This window comes from Streptomyces sp. NPDC038707 (assembly GCF_040636485.1).
In the GTDB taxonomy this organism is placed as follows: Bacteria; Actinomycetota; Actinomycetes; order Streptomycetales; family Streptomycetaceae; genus Streptomyces.
The window spans coordinates 98,532-119,841 of record NZ_JBEZUP010000017.1 but is presented as its reverse complement, the minus strand read 5'-3'; the positions used below and the strand labels follow the sequence as shown (position 1 = coordinate 119,841).

The 21,310-nt window shown below is 75.5% G+C and carries 18 protein-coding genes; 8 read left to right on the top strand and 10 right to left on the bottom strand.

What is annotated here, in order from left to right:
• Positions 1-3 precede the first annotated feature (3 nt).
• From AB0E62_RS23490 to AB0E62_RS23455, 8 genes are all read left to right on the top strand, one after another.
• On the top strand, positions 4-906 hold the full coding sequence (locus AB0E62_RS23490) for a hypothetical protein (protein WP_362197018.1): 903 nt from the start codon (positions 4-6) through the stop codon (positions 904-906).
• Positions 906-1,928 (top strand): LLM class flavin-dependent oxidoreductase, encoded by a 1,023-nt coding sequence (locus AB0E62_RS23485; RefSeq protein WP_362197015.1) that lies wholly within the window; start codon positions 906-908, stop codon positions 1,926-1,928. Before AB0E62_RS23490 ends, AB0E62_RS23485 begins: the two co-directional genes overlap by 1 nt.
• 68 nt (positions 1,929-1,996) lie before the next feature.
• Positions 1,997-3,238 (top strand): ATP-grasp domain-containing protein, encoded by a 1,242-nt coding sequence (locus AB0E62_RS23480; protein ID WP_362197012.1) that lies wholly within the window; start codon positions 1,997-1,999, stop codon positions 3,236-3,238.
• On the top strand, positions 3,235-4,455 hold the full coding sequence (locus AB0E62_RS23475) for a hypothetical protein (RefSeq protein ID WP_362197009.1): 1,221 nt from the start codon (positions 3,235-3,237) through the stop codon (positions 4,453-4,455). The genes AB0E62_RS23480 and AB0E62_RS23475 overlap by 4 nt, the downstream gene beginning before the upstream one ends.
• A 99-nt stretch (positions 4,456-4,554) precedes the next feature.
• A complete protein-coding gene (locus AB0E62_RS23470; RefSeq protein ID WP_362197006.1) occupies positions 4,555-5,649 on the top strand; it encodes a glutamate-cysteine ligase family protein in 1,095 nt (364 codons plus the stop codon).
• A 95-nt stretch (positions 5,650-5,744) separates the two neighbouring features.
• A complete protein-coding gene (asnB, locus tag AB0E62_RS23465; protein ID WP_362197003.1) occupies positions 5,745-7,535 on the top strand; it encodes an asparagine synthase (glutamine-hydrolyzing) in 1,791 nt (596 codons plus the stop codon).
• The gene (locus tag AB0E62_RS23460) at positions 7,532-8,542 is read left to right on the top strand and encodes a hypothetical protein (protein ID WP_362197001.1); all 1,011 of its coding nucleotides are present in this window, start codon (positions 7,532-7,534) and stop codon (positions 8,540-8,542) included. The genes asnB and AB0E62_RS23460 overlap by 4 nt, the downstream gene beginning before the upstream one ends.
• 2 nt (positions 8,543-8,544) lie before the next feature.
• Complete coding sequence (locus AB0E62_RS23455; protein ID WP_362196998.1) at positions 8,545-9,765, top strand: MFS transporter; 1,221 nt, start codon at positions 8,545-8,547, stop codon at positions 9,763-9,765.
• 11 nt (positions 9,766-9,776) lie between these two features.
• Here AB0E62_RS23455 and AB0E62_RS23450 read toward each other — a convergent pair whose 3' ends face one another.
• The 10 genes from AB0E62_RS23450 to AB0E62_RS23405 all read right to left on the bottom strand — a co-directional run bounded on the left by AB0E62_RS23450 (position 9,777) and on the right by AB0E62_RS23405 (position 21,290).
• On the bottom strand, positions 9,777-11,051 hold the full coding sequence (locus tag AB0E62_RS23450) for an ABC transporter substrate-binding protein (protein WP_362196995.1): 1,275 nt from the start codon (positions 11,049-11,051) through the stop codon (positions 9,777-9,779).
• A complete protein-coding gene (locus AB0E62_RS23445) occupies positions 11,048-12,172 on the bottom strand; it encodes a branched-chain amino acid ABC transporter permease (RefSeq protein ID WP_362196992.1) in 1,125 nt (374 codons plus the stop codon). The genes AB0E62_RS23450 and AB0E62_RS23445 overlap by 4 nt, the downstream gene beginning before the upstream one ends.
• Positions 12,165-13,061 carry a branched-chain amino acid ABC transporter permease gene (locus AB0E62_RS23440; protein WP_362196989.1) on the bottom strand — a complete coding sequence of 299 codons (897 nt, stop codon included), beginning with the start codon at positions 13,059-13,061 and terminating at the stop codon, positions 12,165-12,167. The genes AB0E62_RS23445 and AB0E62_RS23440 overlap by 8 nt, the downstream gene beginning before the upstream one ends.
• On the bottom strand, positions 13,058-13,915 hold the full coding sequence (locus AB0E62_RS23435) for an ABC transporter ATP-binding protein (protein WP_362196986.1): 858 nt from the start codon (positions 13,913-13,915) through the stop codon (positions 13,058-13,060). The genes AB0E62_RS23440 and AB0E62_RS23435 overlap by 4 nt, the downstream gene beginning before the upstream one ends.
• Positions 13,912-14,700, bottom strand: coding sequence for an ABC transporter ATP-binding protein (locus AB0E62_RS23430; RefSeq protein ID WP_362196983.1), 789 nt, complete (start codon positions 14,698-14,700; stop codon positions 13,912-13,914). The genes AB0E62_RS23435 and AB0E62_RS23430 overlap by 4 nt, the downstream gene beginning before the upstream one ends.
• Before the next feature lie 917 nt (positions 14,701-15,617).
• Positions 15,618-16,880 carry a helix-turn-helix domain-containing protein gene (locus AB0E62_RS23425; RefSeq protein ID WP_362196980.1) on the bottom strand — a complete coding sequence of 421 codons (1,263 nt, stop codon included), beginning with the start codon at positions 16,878-16,880 and terminating at the stop codon, positions 15,618-15,620.
• Between the two features lie 232 nt (positions 16,881-17,112).
• Entirely contained in the window at positions 17,113-17,658 is a 546-nt protein-coding gene (locus AB0E62_RS23420; RefSeq protein WP_362196977.1) for a hypothetical protein, read from the bottom strand.
• A gap of 92 nt (positions 17,659-17,750) precedes the next feature.
• Positions 17,751-18,065 (bottom strand): hypothetical protein, encoded by a 315-nt coding sequence (locus tag AB0E62_RS23415; RefSeq protein WP_362196974.1) that lies wholly within the window; start codon positions 18,063-18,065, stop codon positions 17,751-17,753.
• Positions 18,066-18,255: 190 nt separating this feature from the next.
• The gene (locus AB0E62_RS23410; RefSeq protein WP_362196971.1) at positions 18,256-20,085 is read right to left on the bottom strand and encodes a TIM barrel protein; all 1,830 of its coding nucleotides are present in this window, start codon (positions 20,083-20,085) and stop codon (positions 18,256-18,258) included.
• Positions 20,082-21,290 (bottom strand): 3-deoxy-7-phosphoheptulonate synthase, encoded by a 1,209-nt coding sequence (locus tag AB0E62_RS23405; protein ID WP_362196968.1) that lies wholly within the window; start codon positions 21,288-21,290, stop codon positions 20,082-20,084. The genes AB0E62_RS23410 and AB0E62_RS23405 overlap by 4 nt, the downstream gene beginning before the upstream one ends.
• Positions 21,291-21,310: the final 20 nt, after the last annotated feature.

Genomic DNA, 21,310 nt, shown 5'->3' with positions numbered 1-21,310 from the left:
CCGGTGGCGCGGCCCGGCACCGTGAGGGTGTACGAACTGGGCATCGCCGAACGCCGGCAGGTCGCCGACCTCCTGGACGACCTGCTCGACAGCCGCCTGGACCCGGCCGAGGACACGCTGTACCGCCTGGGCTGGGAGCTGCCGGCCCTGCTGCCGGGCGGGGTGCGCCGGGTGCTGTACGAGCTGCGCACCGCGGCGTCCGCGCCCGCCTGTCTGATCCGCGGCATGCACATCGACGACACCGCCCTGGGCGAACCGCCCGCCGACGGGCCGGCCGCCCACGGCTTCACCCGGACCCGCCTGGAGGAGATGTACCTGGCCGTGGTCTCCATGGGCCTGGCCGAGGCGGTCGGCCGCGGGGACCGAGTCGTCGGCGACCTGCTGCCGACGGCCCCCGCCGGGGACCGGCCCCTGGCCGTCGCCGGCGGCGCGGGTCCGGACCGCTGCGACTACCTGGGGCTCCTCTCCCTGCGCGGCGGCCCGTCGGGCACGACCCTGGCGCTGGCCGCCGTACCCGACGTCCGTCTGGCCGGCGCGCACGCCGCGGTGCTGCGGCAGCCGCGCTTCCACTCGGCGGCCGGTTCGGGGCCCGTGCTGGCCGGTGCCCCCGGGGCGCCGCTGCTGTGCCTGGACCCCTTCCGGGCCACGGCCGGCGACGGCGACCACGAGGCCGGCCGCGCGCTCGGCGCGCTGCGGGACGGGCTCCTCGGCTGCCGTCAGGAGATCGTGCTGGAACCCGGCGACCTGCTGTTCGTGGACACCTTCCAGGCGCTCGTGTCGGGGCCGGCGGTTCCGGGCGGCTGGCTGAAGACGATTTCGCTCACCCGCGACCCGCGCCGGCTGAACGGACCGCGGACCGCGGCCACACCGGCCCGGACCCTGAGGGACATAGGTACCGACCACTGATGGACAACAGGAGCAGTACCGTACGCGTGGGGCTCAACCTCACCCTCCAGTACCTGCCCGGCGAGGACCCGGGCCGGGCGCTGGACGACCACCTCCGGCTCGTCGCCGCCGTCGAGGAGGCCGGCTGGGACTCGGTGTTCGTCGCCCAGCACTACCTCGGCGAGGAGCTGGCCCATCTCCAGCCGCTGCCGCTGCTCGGCCGCCTCTCGGCCGTCACCGGCCGGATGCGGCTCGGCTCCGGCATCTGCCTGCTCGCCCTCCAGAACCCCGTCGACGCGGCCGAGGCCTACGCCACGGCGGACGTGCTGACCGGCGGCCGGCTGGTCTTCGGCGCGGGTCTCGGCTACCGGGACACCGAGTACGACGCCTTCGGCATCGGCGCCACGGGACGGGTCACCCGGCTGACCCGCAACCTGGACCTGGTGCGCCGGCTGTGGGCCGGGGAGAGCGTCGACGCGGACCTGCCCTGGTGCCGGCTGAAGGGCGCCCGCCTCAGCGTCCTGCCCGTGCAGCGGCCCGCGCCGCCGGTGTGGCTCGCCGCCAACAGCGACCGGGCGGTCCGCCGGGCGGCACGGCTCGGTGACGCCTGGATGATCAACCCGCACGCCGCGATGCCCACCGTGGAACGCCAGCTGGCGCTGTACCGGCAGGCGCGGTCGGAGGCCGGACTGCCCGCACCGGCCGACGTGCCGCTGATGCGCGAGGTGGTCTGCGCCCCCGACCGGGCCACCGCCCTCGCCCGGGCCCGCCGGCATCTGGCGGCCAAGTACGCCACGTACAAGGCGTGGGGCCAGGACACCGTCCTGCCCGAGGGCGACCGCTTCGCCGCCGACCTGGCCGCCCTCTCCCAGGACCGCTTCGCCATCGGCGACCCCGCCGACTGTCTGGCCACCCTGCGCGAGTGGACCCGGCGCACCGGTGCCACCGAGCTGATCCTGCGGGTGCACTGGGCCGGCGCGCCCCTGGCGGAGGCCCTGGAATCGGTGGCCCTGCTCAGCGAGCACGTCCTGCCGCACCTGTGACCCGGCGGGCCCCCGCCCACGGTTCCCCCGCGGGCCCGCCGTACCGAAGGCCGTAAGGAGACTGACAGATGACGCACGACCCCCGGGTGCTGGTGATACGCCCCTCCAAGGAGCGCGAGGCGGCCCTGCGCACCCTGGCGCGCACCGGCGCGGAGATCGTCGTGGCCGACCACCCGGACAACGACCTGTCGGGCTTCGCCGACGTGCAACTGCCGCTGCCCCGCGTCCCCACCGCGTTCCGCACCGGCACCGTCGGCGAACTCGAGGACCGCATCCTCGCGTTCCACGCCACCCGCCCGTTCACCGCGGTCATGGCCGACTTCGACTATCTGCTGCCGCTGGTCGGCCGGATCAACGAGCGGGCCGGGCTGCGCGGTCACACCGAACGGTCCGGGCTGACCTGCTCCAACAAGCGCCTGCAGCGGGCGGCCCTGGACCGGGCGGGCGTACCGCAGCCGCGCTGGACCGTATGCCAGGACACCGGCGCCGCCCGGGACTTCGCGAAGTCCGCGGGCTGGCCGGTGGTGGTCAAGCCCGCCGACCGGGCGGCGAGCTGCGCGGTGTCCGTCGTGCGCGACGAAGCCGCGCTGGAGCGGGCCGTCGGCGCCGCGTTCGCCGAGTCCTGGGAGCGGGACGTCCTCGTGGAGGAGTACCTGGACGGGCCGGAGTTCAGCGTCGAGGCGATCGTCGCCGGCGGCCGGGTCACCACCGTGGCCGTCACCGGCAAGGGCATCGGCGGGCGGACCGGGGTCCTCAAACTGGACGCGGAGATCCCCGCCCCGCTGGACGGGCAGGACCGTGCCGCCGTCGAGCGGGTCGCGGCCGACGCCGTCCTCGCCTGCGGGCTCCTCGACGGTCCCGCGCACACGGAGGTCCGCCTCACCGCCGACGGTCCCCGCATCGTCGAGGTCAACGGCCGCATCGGCGGCGTGTTCATCAGCCACATGGTGCGCGCCGTCACCGGGATCGACCTGTACCAGGCGTGGTACGACGTGCTGCACGGCCGCACACCGCGGCTCGACGTCGAGCGGCGCGGGTTCGCGGTACGCCGCTGTGTCTCCGAGGCGGCCGGTCTGGTGGAGGCGGTCGATGTCGGCGCGCCGTCCGCCGAGCTGGCCAGCCGGCACCTGCTGACCCGCTGCTTCGTCCACCCCGGTGACCGGCTCGCCCCGATCGAGAACGGCAACGAGATGCGCGCCGCGGTCGTCGCGTTCGCCCCGGACCGCGCCGGTGCCCTGGCGGCCGCGGACGCCCTGGCGGCGAACCTCGTCATCCGCACCGCCACCGGGGACGGACAGGAGGAGATATGAGCAAGGTCCTCGTCCTCAACCGCTACCGGCTCCAGTCCGCCGCGTTCCACCGCTGGCTCGACCCGGAGCACGAGCTGTATCTGATCAACTGCGCGACCCGGGCCGTCGACCGGCACCCGGAGGCGGCCGCCATCCGCGCGCGGTACGCGCGGATCGCCGAATTCGAGGACTACACCGTCAACCCGGCGGTGACCGAGACGGCGCGGGAGTGGATCCGCGCGCACGGCATCGACACCGTCATCGCGTTCTCGGAGCACGACGTGCTGCGCGCCGCGCTCCTGCGCGACGAGTTCGGGCTGGCCGGCCAGGGCAGCGAGAGCGCGCACGCCTACCGCGACAAGCTGCGCATGAAGCAGCTCCTGGACGCCGCCGGACTGCCCGTCGTCCCGTACGCGGCGCTGCGCGAGCCCGGCGACCTCGAGAGGTTCGCCGCCGGGGCCGGGTATCCGGTGCTCGCCAAGCCCCGCACCGGGACGGGCTCCCAGGGCATCGTGCGGCTGGCGGACGACCGGGAGGCCCGCGCCTTCGCCGCGGACCGGGGCGGGGAGCTGGACGGTCACCTCGCCGAGGCGTTCACCCCGCACGAACTCCTGCACTGTGACGGCGTGTTCGCCGACGGGCGGGTCGTCTTCAGCGAGGTGTGGTCCTGGTCGACGACCATGCTGGACGTCCGCGACCGCCCCGTGCCCACCATGGCGATCACCCTGGACGCCGGCGACCCGCGCGGGCCCGAGGTGGTCCGGCTGGCCGAGCGCACCCTGCGCGCCCTGCCCACGCCCCGGGCCACCGCCTTCCACATCGAGTTCTTCGACACGGCCCACGGCATCGTCGTCAACGAGGCCGCGAGCCGGGTGGGCGGCGGCCGGATCCAGCCCACGCTCCGCCGTCTGCACGGCATCGACCTGGTCGAACTGGCCGCCCGCCACCAGACGTGCTCCTCGCCCGAGGCGCTCGTGCCGCACCGCGCCGCACCCACCGCGGGCTTCCTGCTGCTCTACGACACCCACGGCGCCCGCGGCCTCGCCCCGACCGACTGCCCCGTGCCCGGCATCAGCCACTACGAGACGGTGCTGCCGCCGGCCACGGGCGAGGCGGCCGACGTCGCCTCCTCCGCCTATCTGCTCAGCGGGGTCGCGCTCGGCGAGAGCCGGGAGCAGACACGTGAACGGCTGCTCGCCCTGTACGAGTGGTTCCTGGCCGGCGTCACCGGGGCCTGACCGGGCCGGCCGCTCTCTCCCCCTCCCCCCGCGTTTCCCTTCCCCTTCCCCCTCTCGGTTCTTCTCCCCCGCATTCCTCAGACGAAAGGCGAGTTCGGCATGTCCGGATACGACCCGAACAGCTTCCGCATGGGCGTGGAGTACGAATACCAGCTCATCACCGCCGACGGCCGGCCGCAGCACTGGCAGGACCTGTCCTTCCCGCAGCTCAAGGACCTCATCGCCCGGTCCAACGCCCCCCGCAACGCGTACATGGCGGTGAAGTACCCCGGCTCCGACCAGCGCAGCTTCTATCTGGAGGGCTACGACCTCACCGACGAGCAGGGCGACATCACCGACCTGCACGTCAAGGGCATCGAGATCAGCACGCCCATCGCGGCCGACGTGTACGAGCAGCAGGAGTACCTCGTCCAGCACTACCAGGAGATGCAGGCCCTGCTCGCCGGCATCGGCCTGACCGGCAGCGCGTACGGCGCGCACGCGACGCCCGGCGAGTACCGGGGCCCGCGGGGCGGGCGCGGCGTCGAGGGCTGGGCCGCGGCCGAGACCGCGATGATGACCTGGGGCATCCACGTCAACGTCAGCTTCCCCGAGGCCGTCGAGGCGGAGCTGGACCGGGACTATCTGCACGCCAAGTTCGACTGGTTCGGCCCGGCCCTGATCCTCCTGAGCGCCAACACCCCGGTGCGCGGGGAGGGACCGTGGACCGTCGACGGCGTCGTGGGCAAGTCGGAGCGCTCCTGGCGGCGCAGCTTCACCCGGCGCCCGCTGTACTTCCGCGACGACCAGTACTTCCGCAAGGAAGTCACCTGCTTCGACATCACCCACCGGCTCGACCTGGTCCGCGGCTACACCGCGCTGGTCGCCGGACTGATGCTGGAGAAGGGCGACTTCGACCACGTGGCGAGCCCCTTCGCCGACCACAACATGCGGCAGGCCGCCCTGCATGGGTACCAGGCGCCGCTGCTGAACCGGCACTTCGAGCCCGTCGACGGCGGTGCGCTGGTCGATGACGCGCTGGCCCGCGCCGCCAAGGGCCTGGCCGACCAGGGCCTGGACACCGCTCCGCTCGACGCCCTGCGCGTCCTGGCCGAGGGGCGCCGCTGCCCCGCCGACGACACCCTGGACACGTGGTACGCCCAGCCGGACTGGGCCTCGTTCCTGCGGGCCCACGCCGATCTCACCGGTCACTGACCGCGGGCTCCCTCGCGGCGGCCCGGCACCGACGGGCGCCCGGGGAGCACCGACCAGTCGGACAGACGCACCAGACGAAAGGACGAGTGCGCACCATGTGCCGCGTCTTCGGCCTGCTCGATTCCCGCCTCGGCCACGACGAACTGCACCGCCTGGGCGACGAGGCGGCCCGGCTCCTGCAGCACGGCGGCCCGGACGGGCACGCCCACCGGGTCTTCGACGGAGTGCTGGTCGGCGGCACCCGCCTGGCCATCTCCGACCCCGCCCACGGCTGGCAGCCGTTCACCGCGGACGGCTTCACCGTCTTCTACAACGGCGAGATCTACAACGCGCCGGAACTGCGCCGCCGGCTCGCCGCCGAGGGCGTGCGCTTCCGCACCCGGTGCGACGGCGAGGTGATCGCGCCGCTGTTCGCCCGGCACGGCACGGCCGCCGCCGGGCTGCTGGACGGCATGTTCGCCATCGCGGCCTACGAGCACCGCACCGGGCGCCTGACCCTCGTCCGCGACCGGGCCGGCGTCAAGCCGCTCTACGTGTTCGCCGACGGGGAGCGGTTCGGCTTCGCCTCCGAACTGCCCGCCCTGCTCCGGCTGCGCGGCACCGCCGTCCGCCTGGACGCCGACGCCCTCGACCGCTATCTGCGGTTCAAGGCGCCGTTCGGGGCGGTGCCCGACCCCGGCGCGCCGGGGGACCCCACCCTGGTGGAGGGCGTGTACACGCTGCCGCCCGGGCACGCCCTGGAGGTGGCCCCCGGCGGCGCGCCCCGGCTCACCGCGGCCGGTGCCGTGTCCCCCACCCCCCACGACGACCCCGAGGCCGGCCTGGCCGGGCTGCTCCCGGACCTGGTCGCCGGCATGCTGCCCTCGGACGTGCCGTACTGCGCGGTCCTCTCCGGCGGCCTGGACTCGACGGTCGTGACCACGCTCGCGACCCGCGCGGGCGGTCCGCTGACCGCCTTCACGGTCGTGCCGCGCACCGCGTCCGCCTACGACGAGCTGCCCTTCGCGCGGCTGGCGGCGCGGGTCAACGGTGCCCGTCTGGAAGAGGTGCGCGTCGGCGGCGCCGATGTCCCCGAGGTGCTCCCGGCCGTGGTGCGCAGCCTCGGCCAGCCCAACTCCGACCCGATCATCGTCAGCACCTACCGGCTGTTCGAGGCGGTCCGGGCGGCCGGTTTCCCGGTGGCGCTCACCGGTGACGCCAGCGACGAACTCTTCGGCGGCTACGACCGGTTCAGGGCGCTGGCGCACAGCGGCGACAGCGGTGCCTACCGGGACGCGCTGTCCGGCATGCCGGTCTCCTGGCACCACTCGCTGTACACCGCCGGGGCCCGGGAGCACCTGGAGGGCGTACGACGCCCGGACGCCGGGCCGTGGGCGGTGCCCGGCGCCGGGGACCCGGCGGGCGCCGCCGCCGAGTTCGAGCTGCGCCACCGCCTGCCGGTCTACCACCTCCAGCGGGTGGACCACCTCAGCGCGGCGCACTCCGTCGAGGCCCGGGTGCCGTTCTGCCGGGACGGTGTCACGGCCCTCGGCCGCTCCCTGGGCACGGACCGCAAGATCGGTCCCGACGGCACCGTCAAGGTGGTGCTCGCGAACGCCGCGGCCCGGCACGCCTGGGCGCCGGCCGAGATCCTGGGCCGTCCCAAGCAGCCGTTCACGTTCCGGCTGAGCGACCACCTCCTCGACGAGGGCGCCGTCGCGCTCGGCTGGGCGCGGCAGGTCCTGACCGATCCCTCCGTGGCGCGGCGGGCCCTGTTCGACCCGGGCCGGGTGGAGAAGCTGCTCGCCGAGTTCGAGGAGCGCCGCACCGAGCGACTGGCCCACGCCGTCTGGGCGTTGCTGGTCCTGGAACTGTGGCTGCGGCAGACCGGCGGAGGCTCCCTGTGACCGCCGTGACCGCCGTGCCGGACGCGTCCGCGGCGCCCGCGGTCCCCGTCGAACGGGTGCGGGCCGTCGGCGTCGGCGTCGGCCTGTGGAGTGTCGGCGGCGCGGCGGCGCCGACCCTGGTCGTCACCAGCACGCGCCGGGTCACCGATCCGCTGCCCGTGCTGGAGACCGCCGTCGCCACCGTGGGCCGCCCGGTCGCCAAGGTCGCGCTCGCCCACCCGGCCGAGGACATGCCCGAGGTCGCCGCCGAGTATGTGTTCGCTCAGGTCGTGGACCGGGACGGCGGCCAGGTGCTGGATCTCACCCCGGAGTGCGGGCACTCGATGCTCGCGACCGCCACCCACCTGGTCGCCCAGGGGCACGTCCCGCCCGGCCGGGGCGCGTTGCGGCTGCTGACCCACCGCTCCGGCACGCGTCGCGTCGTCAGCTGCGAGATCCGCGCGCTGGACCCGGTGCGCGGCATCCACGAGGCGGGGCTCAGCTTTCCGCTGGACGACCTGGACGGCGCGTTCCCGCTCGGCAGGCAGCCGCTGTCGGTGTCCGTCGGCGCGCGCCGGCTGCCCGTGACCGTCGTCGACAGCGGCAACCCGTACGCGTTCGTCGACGCGACGGCGCTGGGCCTCACCGACGGCCCGGCGCTGCTCGGCGCGCCGGGCGCCGTCCTGCGCGACGTCCTGCGGCGGGTACGGCGGCAGCTGGCACCCCGGCTCGGCATGGCGGTCTCCGCCGTACTGCCCAAGCCCGCGCTGCTGCTGCGCACCGGCGACGGCACGCTCTACACGCGTGCCCTGTCCACCGACGACTGGCACCCGGGGCTCGCGCTCACCGGCCAGGTCGCCGTCGCCACGCTGGTGGCGGGCGCCGTCCCCGGCGACGCCGAACTCGCCATCCACCACCCGGGGGGCGTCGCCACGGTCGGCCTGCGCGACCGGCCGGACGGCGGCCGTGCCCTGACCGTGACGGGCCGGCGTGTGGTGCGCCTGGACCCGCGGCCGCTGGGGGGCTGACCGTGCCCCTGCTGCCCGCGGGCCGCGACCAGCGGTGGCTGGCCGTCGGCAACCTCGTCAACATGACGGGCACCGGAGCCACCCTGTCCGCGCTCGTCGTCTTCCTCGCCGAGGTCCGGCACCTGCCGTTGGCCCAGGCGACCGCGCTGCTCACCGCGAGCGGCCTGATCGGGGTGGTGGGGGCCGTCCCCCTGGGGCAGGCCGGCGACCGGTACGGGGCGCGGGGCGTCGCCGTCGTGACCGAGCTGGTCTGCGCGGCGTCCATGGTGGCGCTCACGGTCGCTCCGGGCGCCTGGGGGTGCGCGCTGTGCCTGGCCGTGCGCCAGCTCGCGACGAGCGGCAACACGGCCGCCCGCGCCACCCTCATGGGCCGCGTCGTCCCGCCCGGCGAGCGGTCCGCGCTGCGCGCCTATCAGCGTGCGGTCACCAACGTCGGGTTCTCGCTCGGCGCCCTGCTGTCGGCCGCCGCCATGACGGCCGGCGGCCGGGCCGCGCTGTACGGGCTGGTGCTGCTGGACGCGGCGACGTTCTGCTTCGGCGCGTACGCCACCTCCCGGCTGCCCGGGGCGGGGCGCGGGGTACGGCGGCCCGGGCTGGCCGGGGACGCGCTGCGCGACCGGGGCTATGTGTCGGTGAGCCTGCTCAACGCCGTGCACACGCTGAACCGGTCGGTGGTCTCCCTGGGCATCCCCCTGTGGGTGGTCTATGCCTCCGGTCTGCCGCGCTGGACGGTGTCCGGCGCGATGATCCTCAACACGTGCGCCGTGATCCTGCTCCAGGTGCCGCTCAGCGGTCAGGCCAGGGACATCGCGCGCTCCCGGCGGTCGTTGCTGTGGGCGGGGCTGCTGACCGCCGCGGGGTGCGCAGCCCTCGCCGCGGCGGGAACCCTGCGGGAGCGGCCCTCGCTGGTGTGGCCGCTGTTCGTCGCGGCCTGTCTGGTCCTCGCGGTCGGGGAGATCCTGGGCGCGGCGGCGGGCTGGACCCTCTCGTACGAACTGGCCCCCGATGAGTTCCTCGGGCAGTACCAGGGCGTGTGGCAGCTCGTCGCCGACGCCTCCGCCAAGGCGGCGGGCCCCGCCCTGATCGGGTGGGCGCTCGCCGCGGGTCCGGCGGGGCCGGCCGGTCTCGCCGGTGCGTTCCTGCTGACCGGCGCGGTCAGTCCGGCGGTCGTCGGCCGGGCGGAGCGCCGGCGCCGCCGGCCGGACCGGGCGCTCCCCCGCTGACGCGGAAGCGGTCAGGAACGCTGCCCGAGGTACTCCTCGACGCCCGGTGCCCGGTGCGCGTCCTCGACACCGGTCGTTCCGCCGGCCGCCTTCGGGTCCGGCTTGAGGACGTAGGTCGACAAGGCGGCCGGGCGGGACGGGTCGGAGAAGTCCTGCGGGGTGCCGAGACCGGTGTCCAGGTGGGTCTGCGCGCGGTGCGCCTCGACCAGGCCGGCGCGGGTCAGGCTGCCGGCCGCGCACGCCTTCTTCAGGTCCTCGCCCATGAGCCGGGCCGCGTTGTAGCCGGAGAGCACCCCGGAGTCGACGGTGGAGCCCGGGTACTTCCTGGTGTAGGCGGCGACCATCGCCTTGACGCCGGGCAGGCCGGAGTCCAGGCTCGGGGCGGCGCTGACGATGCTGACCATCGCGACCAGGGCGGGCGCGGCCTGGGTCTTCAGCAGTTGCGGGGCGTAGCCCGGCGCGCTGGTGACCACCGGGACTTTCAGGCCGGTCGCGGCGGCCACCCCGGCCAGGGAGGCGGTCTGGGCGGGCCCGGCGCTGATCAGGACGGCCTTGACACCGGCCCTGGCGAGCGCCGCGACCTGCGCGGTCAGGTCGGTGTCGGTGGCCTGGATCTTCTGGCCGACGACCGTGATCCCGGCCCGCTTCGCCGCCCAGGTGGAGCCTTCCAGCGCGTTGTCGCCGTAGTCCCCCTCGAAGTAGACGTGCCCGATCCTGTCGCCCTTCTTGATGTGCCGGGTGCGGGTGAGGTAGTCGACGGCCGCGAGGGTGTCGATGTCGTAGGTGGTGCCCAGGACCTGTACGGCGTCCTTGCCGAGCAGGGAGGCGGACCAGGCCTGCGGGAAGGTGAGGATCTGGTCCCGTTCGATGTCGTCGAGGAGGGCGGCGACCACGGGCGAGCCGATGACCTGGGGCAGTGCGACGACGTCGGGGGCGAGGTCGGCGTAGGCGGTGACGGCCTTCTGGACGTCGTAGCCGTGGTCCTTGACGACGATCTCGATCTTCCGGTGGCAGATCCCGCCCCGGGCGTTGGTCTGGTCGGCCCACAGCTGCTGTGCCTGCACGATGCTCTTGCCGAGGGTGGCGTAGGGGCCCGTCAGGTCGGTGAGGGCGCCGAGTCTGATGGTGTCGGCGGTGACGCCGGGTCCGGTGCGCACCCCGCCGGCCGTGGCGGCGGCGCCGTCGCCGTCGCCGCCCTTCGCCTTGGAGCTGCAGCCGGTGGCCGCGACGAGCAGGGCCAGGGACAGGGCGAGGGCGGCGCGGGTGGTGCGGTTCCTGACGTTCACGGGGTGTGCTCCTTGGTTCGTACGACGGTCGTGGGGGCGGCGGGCGGTGCGGCGGGGCGGCGCCGGGTCCGGACGCGGGCGCGCAGCCGGTGCAGGAGTCCGCTCAGACCGTCGGGTGCGAAGATGAGGACGAGGACGACGGCGGCGCCGTAGAGGTAGCGGGAGGCCTCGGTGGGGCCGATGGCGTGGCCGGCCGAGCCGGGCGCGGCGACGAGCGGGAGCTGGTCGGCGTACCGGGTCATGAGCGGGGGCAGCGCGGTGACGAAGACCGCGCCGGCGGTGGCGCCGGCCACCGAGCCGAGACCGCCGATGACGATCATCGCGAGGTAGTCGACGGACAGGGCGAGCCCGAAGTAGTCCGGCACGACCCGGCGGAAGGCGAGGGCCAGCAGGGCGCCGGCCAGGCCCGCGTACAGGGAGGACACGACGAACGCCCCGGCCCGGTAGCGGGCCACCGGTACGCCCATGACGGCGGCGGCGGTCTCGCTGTCGCGCAGTGCCCTCAGGGCGCGGCCGGCCCGGGAGCGCAGCAGGCCGCGCGCGGTGAACCAGGTGCCCGCGAACAGGGCCAGGCACAGGTACCACAGGCGTTCCTCGGCGCCGAACGGGACGCCCAGGACGACGAGTTCGGGGCCGCTCGCGTCGAAGGTGAAGGACCCCACGGAGAGCGGCGGCACGGAGAGGCCGTTGAAGCCGCCGGTGACCGGCTCGGCGCTGACCAGGACGTGGTGGCCGAGGAACACCAGGGCGAGCGTGGCCACGCCCAGGTAGACACCGCGCACCCGGCCGGCGACGGGGCTGAACAGTCCGCCGGCCAGCCCGGCCAGCAGGACCGCCGCGACCAGGGCGAGGACGGTGGGCAGTCCGGCGCCCGGCTCCTCGCCGGCCAGCCAGGTGTAGCCGTACGCGCCGATCGCGAGGAAGAAGGAGTGGCCGAGGGAGAGTTGGCCGGCGGTTCCGGTGAGCAGGCCCAGTCCGACGGCGCCGGTCGCGGCGGCCATCGCGAACAGGCCGACGCGCAGCCAGAACGCGTCGAGGTAGAACGGCGGCGCGCACAGCAGCAGGGCCGCCAGGAGGACCGCGAGGCCCCGGCGGGCACGGCGCGGGAGGAGGTCAGACACGGGCGGCACCCTTCGCGCCGAACAGGCCCTGGGGCCGGACGATCAGGACGACGACCATCACCACGTACGGCGCCACGCCGCCGAACCCGTCGCCGAGCACGTGCAGTTCGGACTGGTAGCCGGCGGCGAACGCCTCGGTGAGCCCGATCAGGAGGCTGCCGGCGAGGGCGCCGACGGGGGAGGCGAGACCGCCGAGGATCGCGGCGGGGAACGCGGCCAGCGCGAGCTGGCCGGTGGTGCGCTCCAGACCGGGGGCGGGGAACGCGGCGAGGAACACGGCGGCCACCGCGGCCAGGGCGCCCGCGAGGCACCAGGCTCCGGTGCGCACCCGGGAGAGCCGGATGCCCATCAGGGCGGCCGCTTCGGCGTCCTCGGCGGCGGCGCGCAGCGACAGCCCCCACCTGCTGTAGCGGAAGGCGGCGAAGACCGCGCCGATGACCAGGCAGGAGACCACGATCGCGGCAAGCCGGCTGTCGGCGGCGGTGACCGGGCCGAGCCGGGTGACCGAGTCCGCCCAGGGGTCGCCGAGCGGCAGCAGGTCGCCGCCGATCCGGCGGGACAGGTCGGTGAGCAGCAGCACGTCCACACCGATGGTCAGGATGGTCTGCGCGGGGGCGGCGTGCGGGCCGGTGCCGCCGCGCTGGAGCAGGAACCGGTCGACGGCTCCCGCGACCGCCGCGGTGACCAGCACCGCCGCGGCGAGCGCGCCGGCGAAGCCGAGGTGGGGGTGCCAGACCGCGGTGAGGTAGCCGCCGAGCAGCAGCAGCGAGCCGTGGGCGAAGTCGAGCACGCCGGAGGCCTTGAAGATGATCACGAAGCCGAGCGCGACCAGGGCGTGTACGGCGCCCAGGGACAGTCCGTCGAGCAGGCTGGTGAGGAAGACGGTCACGCGCTGTCCTCCCGGTCGCTCGGGGTGCCGAGGTAGGCGCGCAGCACCTCGGGGTGGGCGCGGACCTCGTCGGGGGTGCCCTGGGCGACGAGGCGGCCGAAGTCGAGCACGGTGACCTCGTCGGCGAGGCGCATCACCAGGCCCATGTCGTGTTCGACCAGCAGCACGGACACGCCGAGCCGGGCGCGGACCTCGGTGACGACCTCGGCGGTCCGGGCCCGCTCCCCCGCGTTCATGCCGGCCACCGGTTCGTCCAGGAGCAGCACCCGGGGCTCCAGGCAGAGGGCGCGGGCGAGTTCGACGCGCTTGCGGTCGCCGTACGGCAGCAGCGCCACCGGCCGGTCGAAGTGGGGGCCCAGACCAGTGAGTTCGGCGATCTCCCGGACCTTCTCCAGGTGCTCGCGCTGCTCGCGCACGGCGTGCGGCAGACGCAGCGCCCCGGCGGCGAACCCGGCGCGGCTCAGCGCGTGGCGGCCGACCATCAGGTTGTCGGCGACGGTGCCCTCGGTGGTCACGATGTTCTGGAAGGTGCGGGCCACCCCGAGGGCCGCGATGCGGTGCGGGGCGAGCCGGGTGAGGTCGGTGCCGCCGAGGCGGACGGTGCCCGAGGCGGGTCGGCAGAGCCCGGACAGGACGTTGAAGCAGGTGGATTTCCCGGCGCCGTTGGGTCCGATGAGGGCGTGCACGGTGCCGGGGGCGACGGTGAGGGAGACGCCGTCCAGGGCGGTGATTCCGGCGAAGCGGACGGTGAGGTCGCGGACGTGGAGGGGCGGGACGTCCCGGCCGGCCGGCGGGGTGCGGGGAGCGGGCGGCGCGGTGCCCTCGGCGGCCGGCGGGTCCGGGGGGCCGTTCACGCGGCCCCCCGTCCGGAGGTGCCGGTTTCCTCGCCGAGGTAGAGGCGGCGCACCGCGTCGGTGGCGGCGAGTTCGGCGGCCGGGCCGGACAGCCGTACCTCGCCGACGTCCAGGACGTGGGCGTGGCCGGCCAGCGACAGGGCCATCCCGGCGTTCTGCTCGACCAGCAGCACGCCCGTGCCCTGGGTGTTGATCTCCCGGATCACCTCGGCGATCCGCTCGGCCATCAACGGGGCCAGGCCGAGGGAGGGTTCGTCGAGCAGGAGCAGACGGGGGGCGGCCATCAGGGCGCGGCCCATGGCGAGCATCTGCTGCTCGCCGCCGGAGAGCAGCCCGGCCGCCTGCCGACGGCGCTCGGCCAGCCGGGGGAAGAGTGTGAACACCCTGTCCCTGGCCTGCCGTTGCCCGTCCGGTGCGCGCCGGCTGAGGCCCAGGCCGCCGCTGCGCAGGTTCTCGTCCACCGTGAGACTCGCGAACACCCGTCTGCCCTCGGGTACTTGCACCACACCGGCGCGGACCGCCGCGACCGGGTCACGGCCGTCCAGGAGGGTGCCGCCGTAAGCGATACGGCCCGCGGTGACGGCGCCCCGGTGCAGCCGCAGGGTGCCGGACACCGCACGCAGCAGGGTGGACTTTCCGGCTCCGTTGGCGCCGAGCAGGGCCACCACCTCGCCGGGCGGCACGGTCAGGGACACGCCGCGCAGGGCGGACACGGCACGTCCGTAGGTCACGTCGAGGTGTTCCACGGTCAGCGCGGGCGGGCCGTCCAGGGGTCTTGGGGGCATCGCGGCTCCTCGGGTCCGTGCCGGTGCGGCACGGGGACTGCGGGCAAGGGGCACTCACGACAGCACACCCGGCGACCGGCGGTACAGGCGTCCCGGCCCGCTCGGTGCGCCGGCCCAGTACGGAGGGCACGGACCTGTGCGCGGGCCCAGCGGGGGCGGCCGGGGCGTGCCCGCGGGAAAGGGGCGGGTGTGGGAAGGGGGTGTGCTGCGCCGGGGAGGGGACGGGGCCGACCGGACTGGGGCGCGACTCGGGCCAGGAGGAGGCGGGCGGACCAGGAGGAGACACGGTGCCACAGACGCGGGCGCGCGGCCGCCGCCGAGCCGGGGCGGGCCAACGTAGGGACGGCTCCGGCCGGACCGGGGCGCGACTCGGGCCAGGAGGAGGCGGGCGGACCGCGAGGAAACGGGGTGCCACAGACACGGGCGCACCGCCGCCGAGCCGGGGCGGGCCGCCGTAGGGACGGCTCCGGCGGACCGGGGCGCGGCTCGGGCCAGGAGGAGGCGGGCGGACCGCGAGGAAACGGGGTGCCACAGACACGGGCGCACCGCCGCCGCCGGGCCGGGGCGGGCCAACGTAGGGACGGCTCCGGCCGGGCGGTGGGGGGCGAGGCCGAGCGGCACCGGTCCGAGGCCGGGTGGCGGGCATCCGAGACCGAGCGGCGGGGGTCCGGGGCTGGCACGGACGCGGCCGGGCCAGGCCCGGACCGGTCCGGCGGCAGCAGCTCGCGGCGGCAGGCGATGCCGGCGCCGCCGCGACGGCGGAGAACGGCCTCGCGGTGGACGGCGGACACCGCTCACGCCCCACCGGTGGGTACCGGTCGCGGGGCGGCCCGGCGGCAGGTGAGGGACGGCGGGCGGCAGGGGCCGTGGCCACGGCCCGCAGGCCGCACCGGCACGGGCGCCCCGGGGGCCGGCGGTCAGCGCGGGGGCAGCCGGCGCGCGGTGAGGGCGAGGCTGATCTCCACCACGTCGGACGGCCGGGACAGCGAGCGCCCGGTGAGCTGTTCGTAGCGGCGCAGCCGGTTCAGGACGGTGTTGCGATGGCAGTAGAGGCGTTCCCCGGCCCGCTGCGCCGAGCCGTCGCAGGCCAGCCAGGTGGCCAGGGTCTCCACCAGTACGTCGGCGTCGGCCGGTTCGAGACGGGCCAGTGGCCCGAGGACCCGCTCGGTGAGCGCCGCGGCCAGTTCCGGCGCGGACACCACCATCGCGGCCGGCAGGTGCTCCGCCAGCCGGACGGTGCCGCCGTCGGCGGGGCACAGGCTCAGCGCCAGGTCGGCCTGGGTCCGGCCGTCGCCGACCGCCGCGAGGCCGTGGACCACGTTGCCCACCCCGATCCGGGTGCCCGGCGCCGGACGTGCGGCCGGGTCGGGGAGTTCGCCGTCCTCGGTGAGCAGGATGCCGTAGTCCACGTCGACTCCGGTGTGCCAGTGGGCGCGCGGTGACCGCTCCGGCAGCGCGGCGCGCGGGCCGGCCGATCCGGGGGGACGCCCGCCGGCGACCGCGACCACCACGTACCGTCCCCGTTCGGGCAGCCGGAGGGCCTCGGCCGCCTCGGGCAGGTCGGTGATGCGGCTGGTGCCGTCCAGCAGCGCGGCGGCCAGCAGCCGGACCCGGTTCTCGCGCCGCCACGCCAGCTGCCGCTCCACCTGCCGGTAGGCGTCGGCCACGAGGGTGCAGTGTTCGTCCACGAAGTTCCACACGTCGGCCGCCACGTGCACGAGCAGCCGGACGTCCTCGGGTGCCGTCCGGGCGGTCTCCTCGACCAGTCCCTGCCACACCATCGCCCCGCCGAGCCGGAAGGCGTGCAGCAACGCGTCCAGCGGCAGGCCCTGTTCGGCGCGGTCGGCACCGATCTGCCAGGAGCAGCGCCGGGCCGCGTCGCGCGTGCCCCGCGGGTCGATCAGCGAGGTCACGCTGTGCCGCAGCGAGCGGTGCGCCTCCCGCCGGGTGCTGTGCGGGTCGGTCCGCAGCGCCGACCGGTACGCCGGTTCCTGGTCCTGGAGCACCGCGAGCAGGCGGTCGGTGAGCCCTGCCAGATCGTCCAGGAGCGCCCGGGCGGCCCGGTGCAGCACGCCGGCCGCGTCGGCGTCGATCACCGAGCGCGTCAGCGGCGGCCGGGGCCGGCGTACGCCGGCCGGGCCGCCGGGCGGCGCCGTCGGTGTCCGTACAGCTTGGTGCATCGCGGTCGTCCCCCCGAAGCCGGCTCGGCGGTGGCGCGACCGCGGGCCCGGCGGCTCACGGCGGGCCGCCGGGTCCGTGCGGTGGCTGCCGCCCGTCTGGTCCTGCCCCGAAGGATGGCATACCGTCCGGTCGGTCAATAGGGTCGTGCATCGCCTTTCCGCCGCCCGGGCAGGTGGGCGTCCCGTGCCCTCCGGGCCTGCGCGGCACCCGCGCCGGAGTGCGCGGCGTGCCTCAGCCGGCCGCCGCGGCCAGTGCTTCCTCCGCCTGGCGGACGCGCCACTCCTCGATCCTCTCCTGCTGCCGCCGGGCCCGTTCGAGCAGGGTGTCGAGCCGGGCGGGGTCCAGGCGCCCGTCGGTCGCGGCGAGCCGGCGCAGGGTGTACCAGCAGGCCGCCTTTCCCTCGACCCCCAGCCGCAGGGCTTCCAGGTCCAGCAGGGTGCCGAGCGGTGCGGGACGTACCAGGTGGCCGTTGGGCTTCAGCCGTCCCAGCCGCTCGGCCGCCCAGCCCGCGCAGACCTTGTAACGGCGCACGGGGACGCCCAGGTCCCGCATGATGTCCAGCAGCGCCGTCCGGTCCTGGGCGATCTCGGCCGCCACGGGCTCGATCGCGCGGCCGAGGGCACAACCACGGGCGGTGCGCGCCAGGCGAGCGGCGCGTCCGGTGCCGGCGGTGGCACCGGCCAGGTGGTCGTTGAGGTAGATGCCGAGCGGCTTCGGGCCGGCGGTGCGTCCGGTGGGGCGGCGCGGGCTCGCGCCGGCATCGGGAAAGGCGTTCATCTCGGGCTCCTCTTCGCGTGGCGGGGACGGCAGCCGGAGTCCGGGGCTTCGCGTCCCGGGGCCTGCCGCGAGGGCGGAGCGGCCGGCGGTGCTCACGGCCGGGGACGCACACGGTGCCACCGCGGGCGCGCGTCGCTGCCGCGACGGCCGGCCACGGAGGCGCAGCGGTGGCACACCCGCCGCACCCGGTCGGCCGCGCCGCCGGATTCCGGGAAGGTCTCGGGCCAGCCGACGTGCGGGAAGCGCGTGAGGCGGGAGCGGCTGAGGGACAGCCCGCACACGGTCTCGTTGCGGCCGGGCTCCCAGGCGTGCACCTCACCGGCGGGCAGTCTGCGGCGGCCGTCCTCCTCGTCGGTCCACTGTCCGGAGGCGGCGACGGCGTACCGCTTCCCGCGCTTCCCGGTCACTTCGGCACCGTCCTCCCGGGCTCGGGGACGCACGGCCGGTCCGGCGCCCGCACCCGGCGGGTGCCCAGGGAGGCCTCGCTCTCACCCGCGCGTGCGGCCTCCCGGCGGTTCCGGGCCGCGCGGCCTCCTCGCGGCCGGCCGGGCCCGCGGCCATGTACCCCGCGGACCCGGCCGGTCCCGCCCGGCGCCGTCAGGCCCGTGGCACGGCCCGGCCGCGTTCGTGGCGGCGGTGGGCGGCCATCCGGACCGGCGCGTGGGACGCGCTCGTGCCCGGGTGGGTCCCCGTCGTCTGCACCACCTCGAAGAAGATCCTCGAACCGAACAGCGGCGTGAAGAAGCGGTAGGTCTCGCCGTGCTCGTCGCGGTCGTAGTAGACGTCGTGCTCGCGCAGCGCGCTCAGGAGGTCCGGCGCGAGGGCGCAGCGGGCCTCCAGGTCGGCGTAGTAGTTCTCCGGTACCGGCAGGGGCGCGGCGCCGGACAGCCGGGCCACGCGGGCCGCGGTGAAGATGTCGGGCGTCGTGAACGTCAGGTGCTGCGGGTCGGGCACTCTCGGGGCCCAGCCGCCACGGCGTTCGACGGTGCTGAGGAGAGTGACGTGCACCGTCCCGCCCGGGGCCGTGGCCGTGCGGCTGCGCAGCATCCCGAAGGGCGCGGCGATCTCCTCCTCCGTCACCTCCGGCAGTCCGACCACCGAGCGGTAGAACAGGGTCGACTCGTCGAAGTCGTCGAACGGCGTGGTCAGGGTGGCGCGGGCCAGCCGGTGCAGCGGGCCGTCCCGGTGGGGCCGCGCGGCGGCCGGTTCCCACAGCCCGGGGTGGTCGAACGGCGCGTCCCCGGGCGGTTCGAAGCGCACGGTCACCAGGTCGGGACCCGTGAACTCCTGCGGCGTGTCGAGGAGTTGCCCGGTGTCCGCGCGGGGTCCCAGGCGGCCCATCAGGCGGCCCGCGCGGTGGGCGGACTCCTCCGGGTCCTCGCTCTGCAGCGACAGGGTGGTGACGGTCGCGCACTGCTGCGCCTTGACGTCGGTGTGCACCAGGACGCGGGCGTCGTTCTGCTGCCACAGCTCCACCGGCCGGAACCGGTGGCGGGCTCGCGCCGTGAAGCCCAGCGCCGTGAGCGTGGACGTGAGGTCGCGGCGGGTGCGCGGGTCGACCGTGATCTCCGCGGACGAGAAGCCCGTGAGCCGGGCCGGGGTGCGGGCGGGCCGGGCGGTGCCCTCCTCCAGGGCCAGCAGCGAGCGCATCGCCGCGTGGGCGGTGGGCTGGGGCGCCGCCTGCCGGAACACGTCGTTGAAGACCTCCAGGGACAGCGGGCCCCGGTAGCCGGCCCGCAGGACCTGGTCGACGAAGCCGGTCACGTCGAAGGAGCCCTGGCCGGGAAAGCGGCGGTGGTGACGGCTCCAGCTGAGCAGGTCCATGTCCAGCCGCGGGGCGTCGGCGAGCTGGAGGAAGAAGATCTTCTCGCCGGGGATGTCCTGGATGCCCTCGGGCCGCGGGTCGCGGGCCAGTACGTGGAAGCTGTCCAGGCACAGACCGAGCGCGGGGTGGTCGGCGGCGCGTACGACGTCCCAGGCGTCCTGCCAGGTGCTGATGTGGCGGCCCCAGGCCAGGGCCTCGTAGGCGATGCGCAGCCCGTGGGCCTCGGCCCGGTCGGCCAGGGTGTGCAGCTGCTCGGCGATCAGGGCGCGGTCGGGTACGGCGTGCGGGGCCAGGGTGGAGCAGACCAGCAGGGTGTCCGTGCCGAGTTCCCGCATGACGCGGAACTTGTGCTCGGCGCGGCGCAGGTTCGCGCTCAGCGTCTTCTCATCGACGCCTTCGAAGTCGCGGAAGGGCTGGTAGAGGTCGATGCCCAGGCCCACGTCCGCGCACATGGCGCGGATGTCGGCCGGTGAGCGGTCCGCCGCGATCAGATCGGGCTCGAAGATCTCCACCCCGTCGAAGCCGGCCCCGGCCGCAGCGCTGAGCTTGTCCTCCAGCGTGCCGGACAGGCAGACGGTGGCGATACCGCGGCGGACGCTCATGCCAGCTCCTCGGTGAAGGTGTCCACGACGGCGGCCGCTTGCCCCGGGTTCAGGCGCGGGTCGCACAGGGACGTGTACCGCTCGGCCAGGTGCTGCTCGTCCGGCACGTCGCCGCCGACGCACTCGGTGACCGCGTCGGCCGCCGCCTCCAGGTGCAGGCCGCCGGGGCGCACCCCGGCCTCGCGCAGCGCGGCCACGAAGCCCCGTACCTCGTCCTGGACGGTGCTGAGGCGGCGCGTCTTGTGGCCGTCGACGGCGGTGTACGTGTTGCCGTGCATGGGGTCGCACAGCCACACCACCGGGTGTCCCGCGGCCCGTACCGCCCGGGCGACCTCCGGCAGCCGGTCGCGCACGCGGTCGGCGCCGAAACGGGCGATGAGGGTGAGCCGGCCCGGTTCGCGCTCCGGGTCCAGCAGGTTGCACACCCGCAGCAGTTCGTCCTGCGCGGCCGCTCCGCTGACCTTGCAGGCGACGGGGTTGAGCACGTCCGCGAGCAGCCGCACATGGGCGCCGTCGCTCTGCCGGGTCCGCTCGCCGATCCACGGCAGGTGGGTCGAACCCAGGTACCACTGCGCGTCGTTGTCGTCGAACCGGACGAGGGGCACCTCGTAGTCCAGGACCAGGGCCTCGTGGCTGGTCCACACGCGCGAGGCGCGGCGGCGCAGTTCGGTGGCCGCGCCGTGGCTGGTGCGGTAGGCCTCCAGCATGCGCTCGGCGCGGTGCCTGCGGGCGCCGTCGGTGGGTTCCGGGGCGTTGACGATGTGCCCGCGGAAGGAGGGCAGTTCGCGTTCACCCACCCGTTCGGTGTCCGAGGAGCGGGGCTTGCCGAACTGTCCGGCGATGCGGCCGATCGGCACGGTGCGGGCACCGGTGGCGTCCGCGAGGCGGTCGGCGAGCCGCTGCACGGCGTCGGCCTTGGCCCGGGTGTGCTCAGGGGTGCACTCCGCGAAGCTCTCCGCGCAGTCGCCGGCTTGCAGGACCAGCCCCTCGCCGCGCGCGACGGCCGCCAGCTCCGCCTTGAGCGCGCGCAGTTCGGCCACGTCGACGAGTGCGGGCCGCTCGGCCAGGTCCGCGCACACGGCGTCGCGGACGTCGGGGTCGGCCCAGGTCGGCTGCTGGGCGGCGTGGTGGTAGGTGCGGGCCGGGGAACCGAGGGTCTGGGGGGATGTCCGGGTGGTGGAGGGCGCGGTGGGCTGGGAAGTCATCGCGAGAAGTGCCTCTCTGG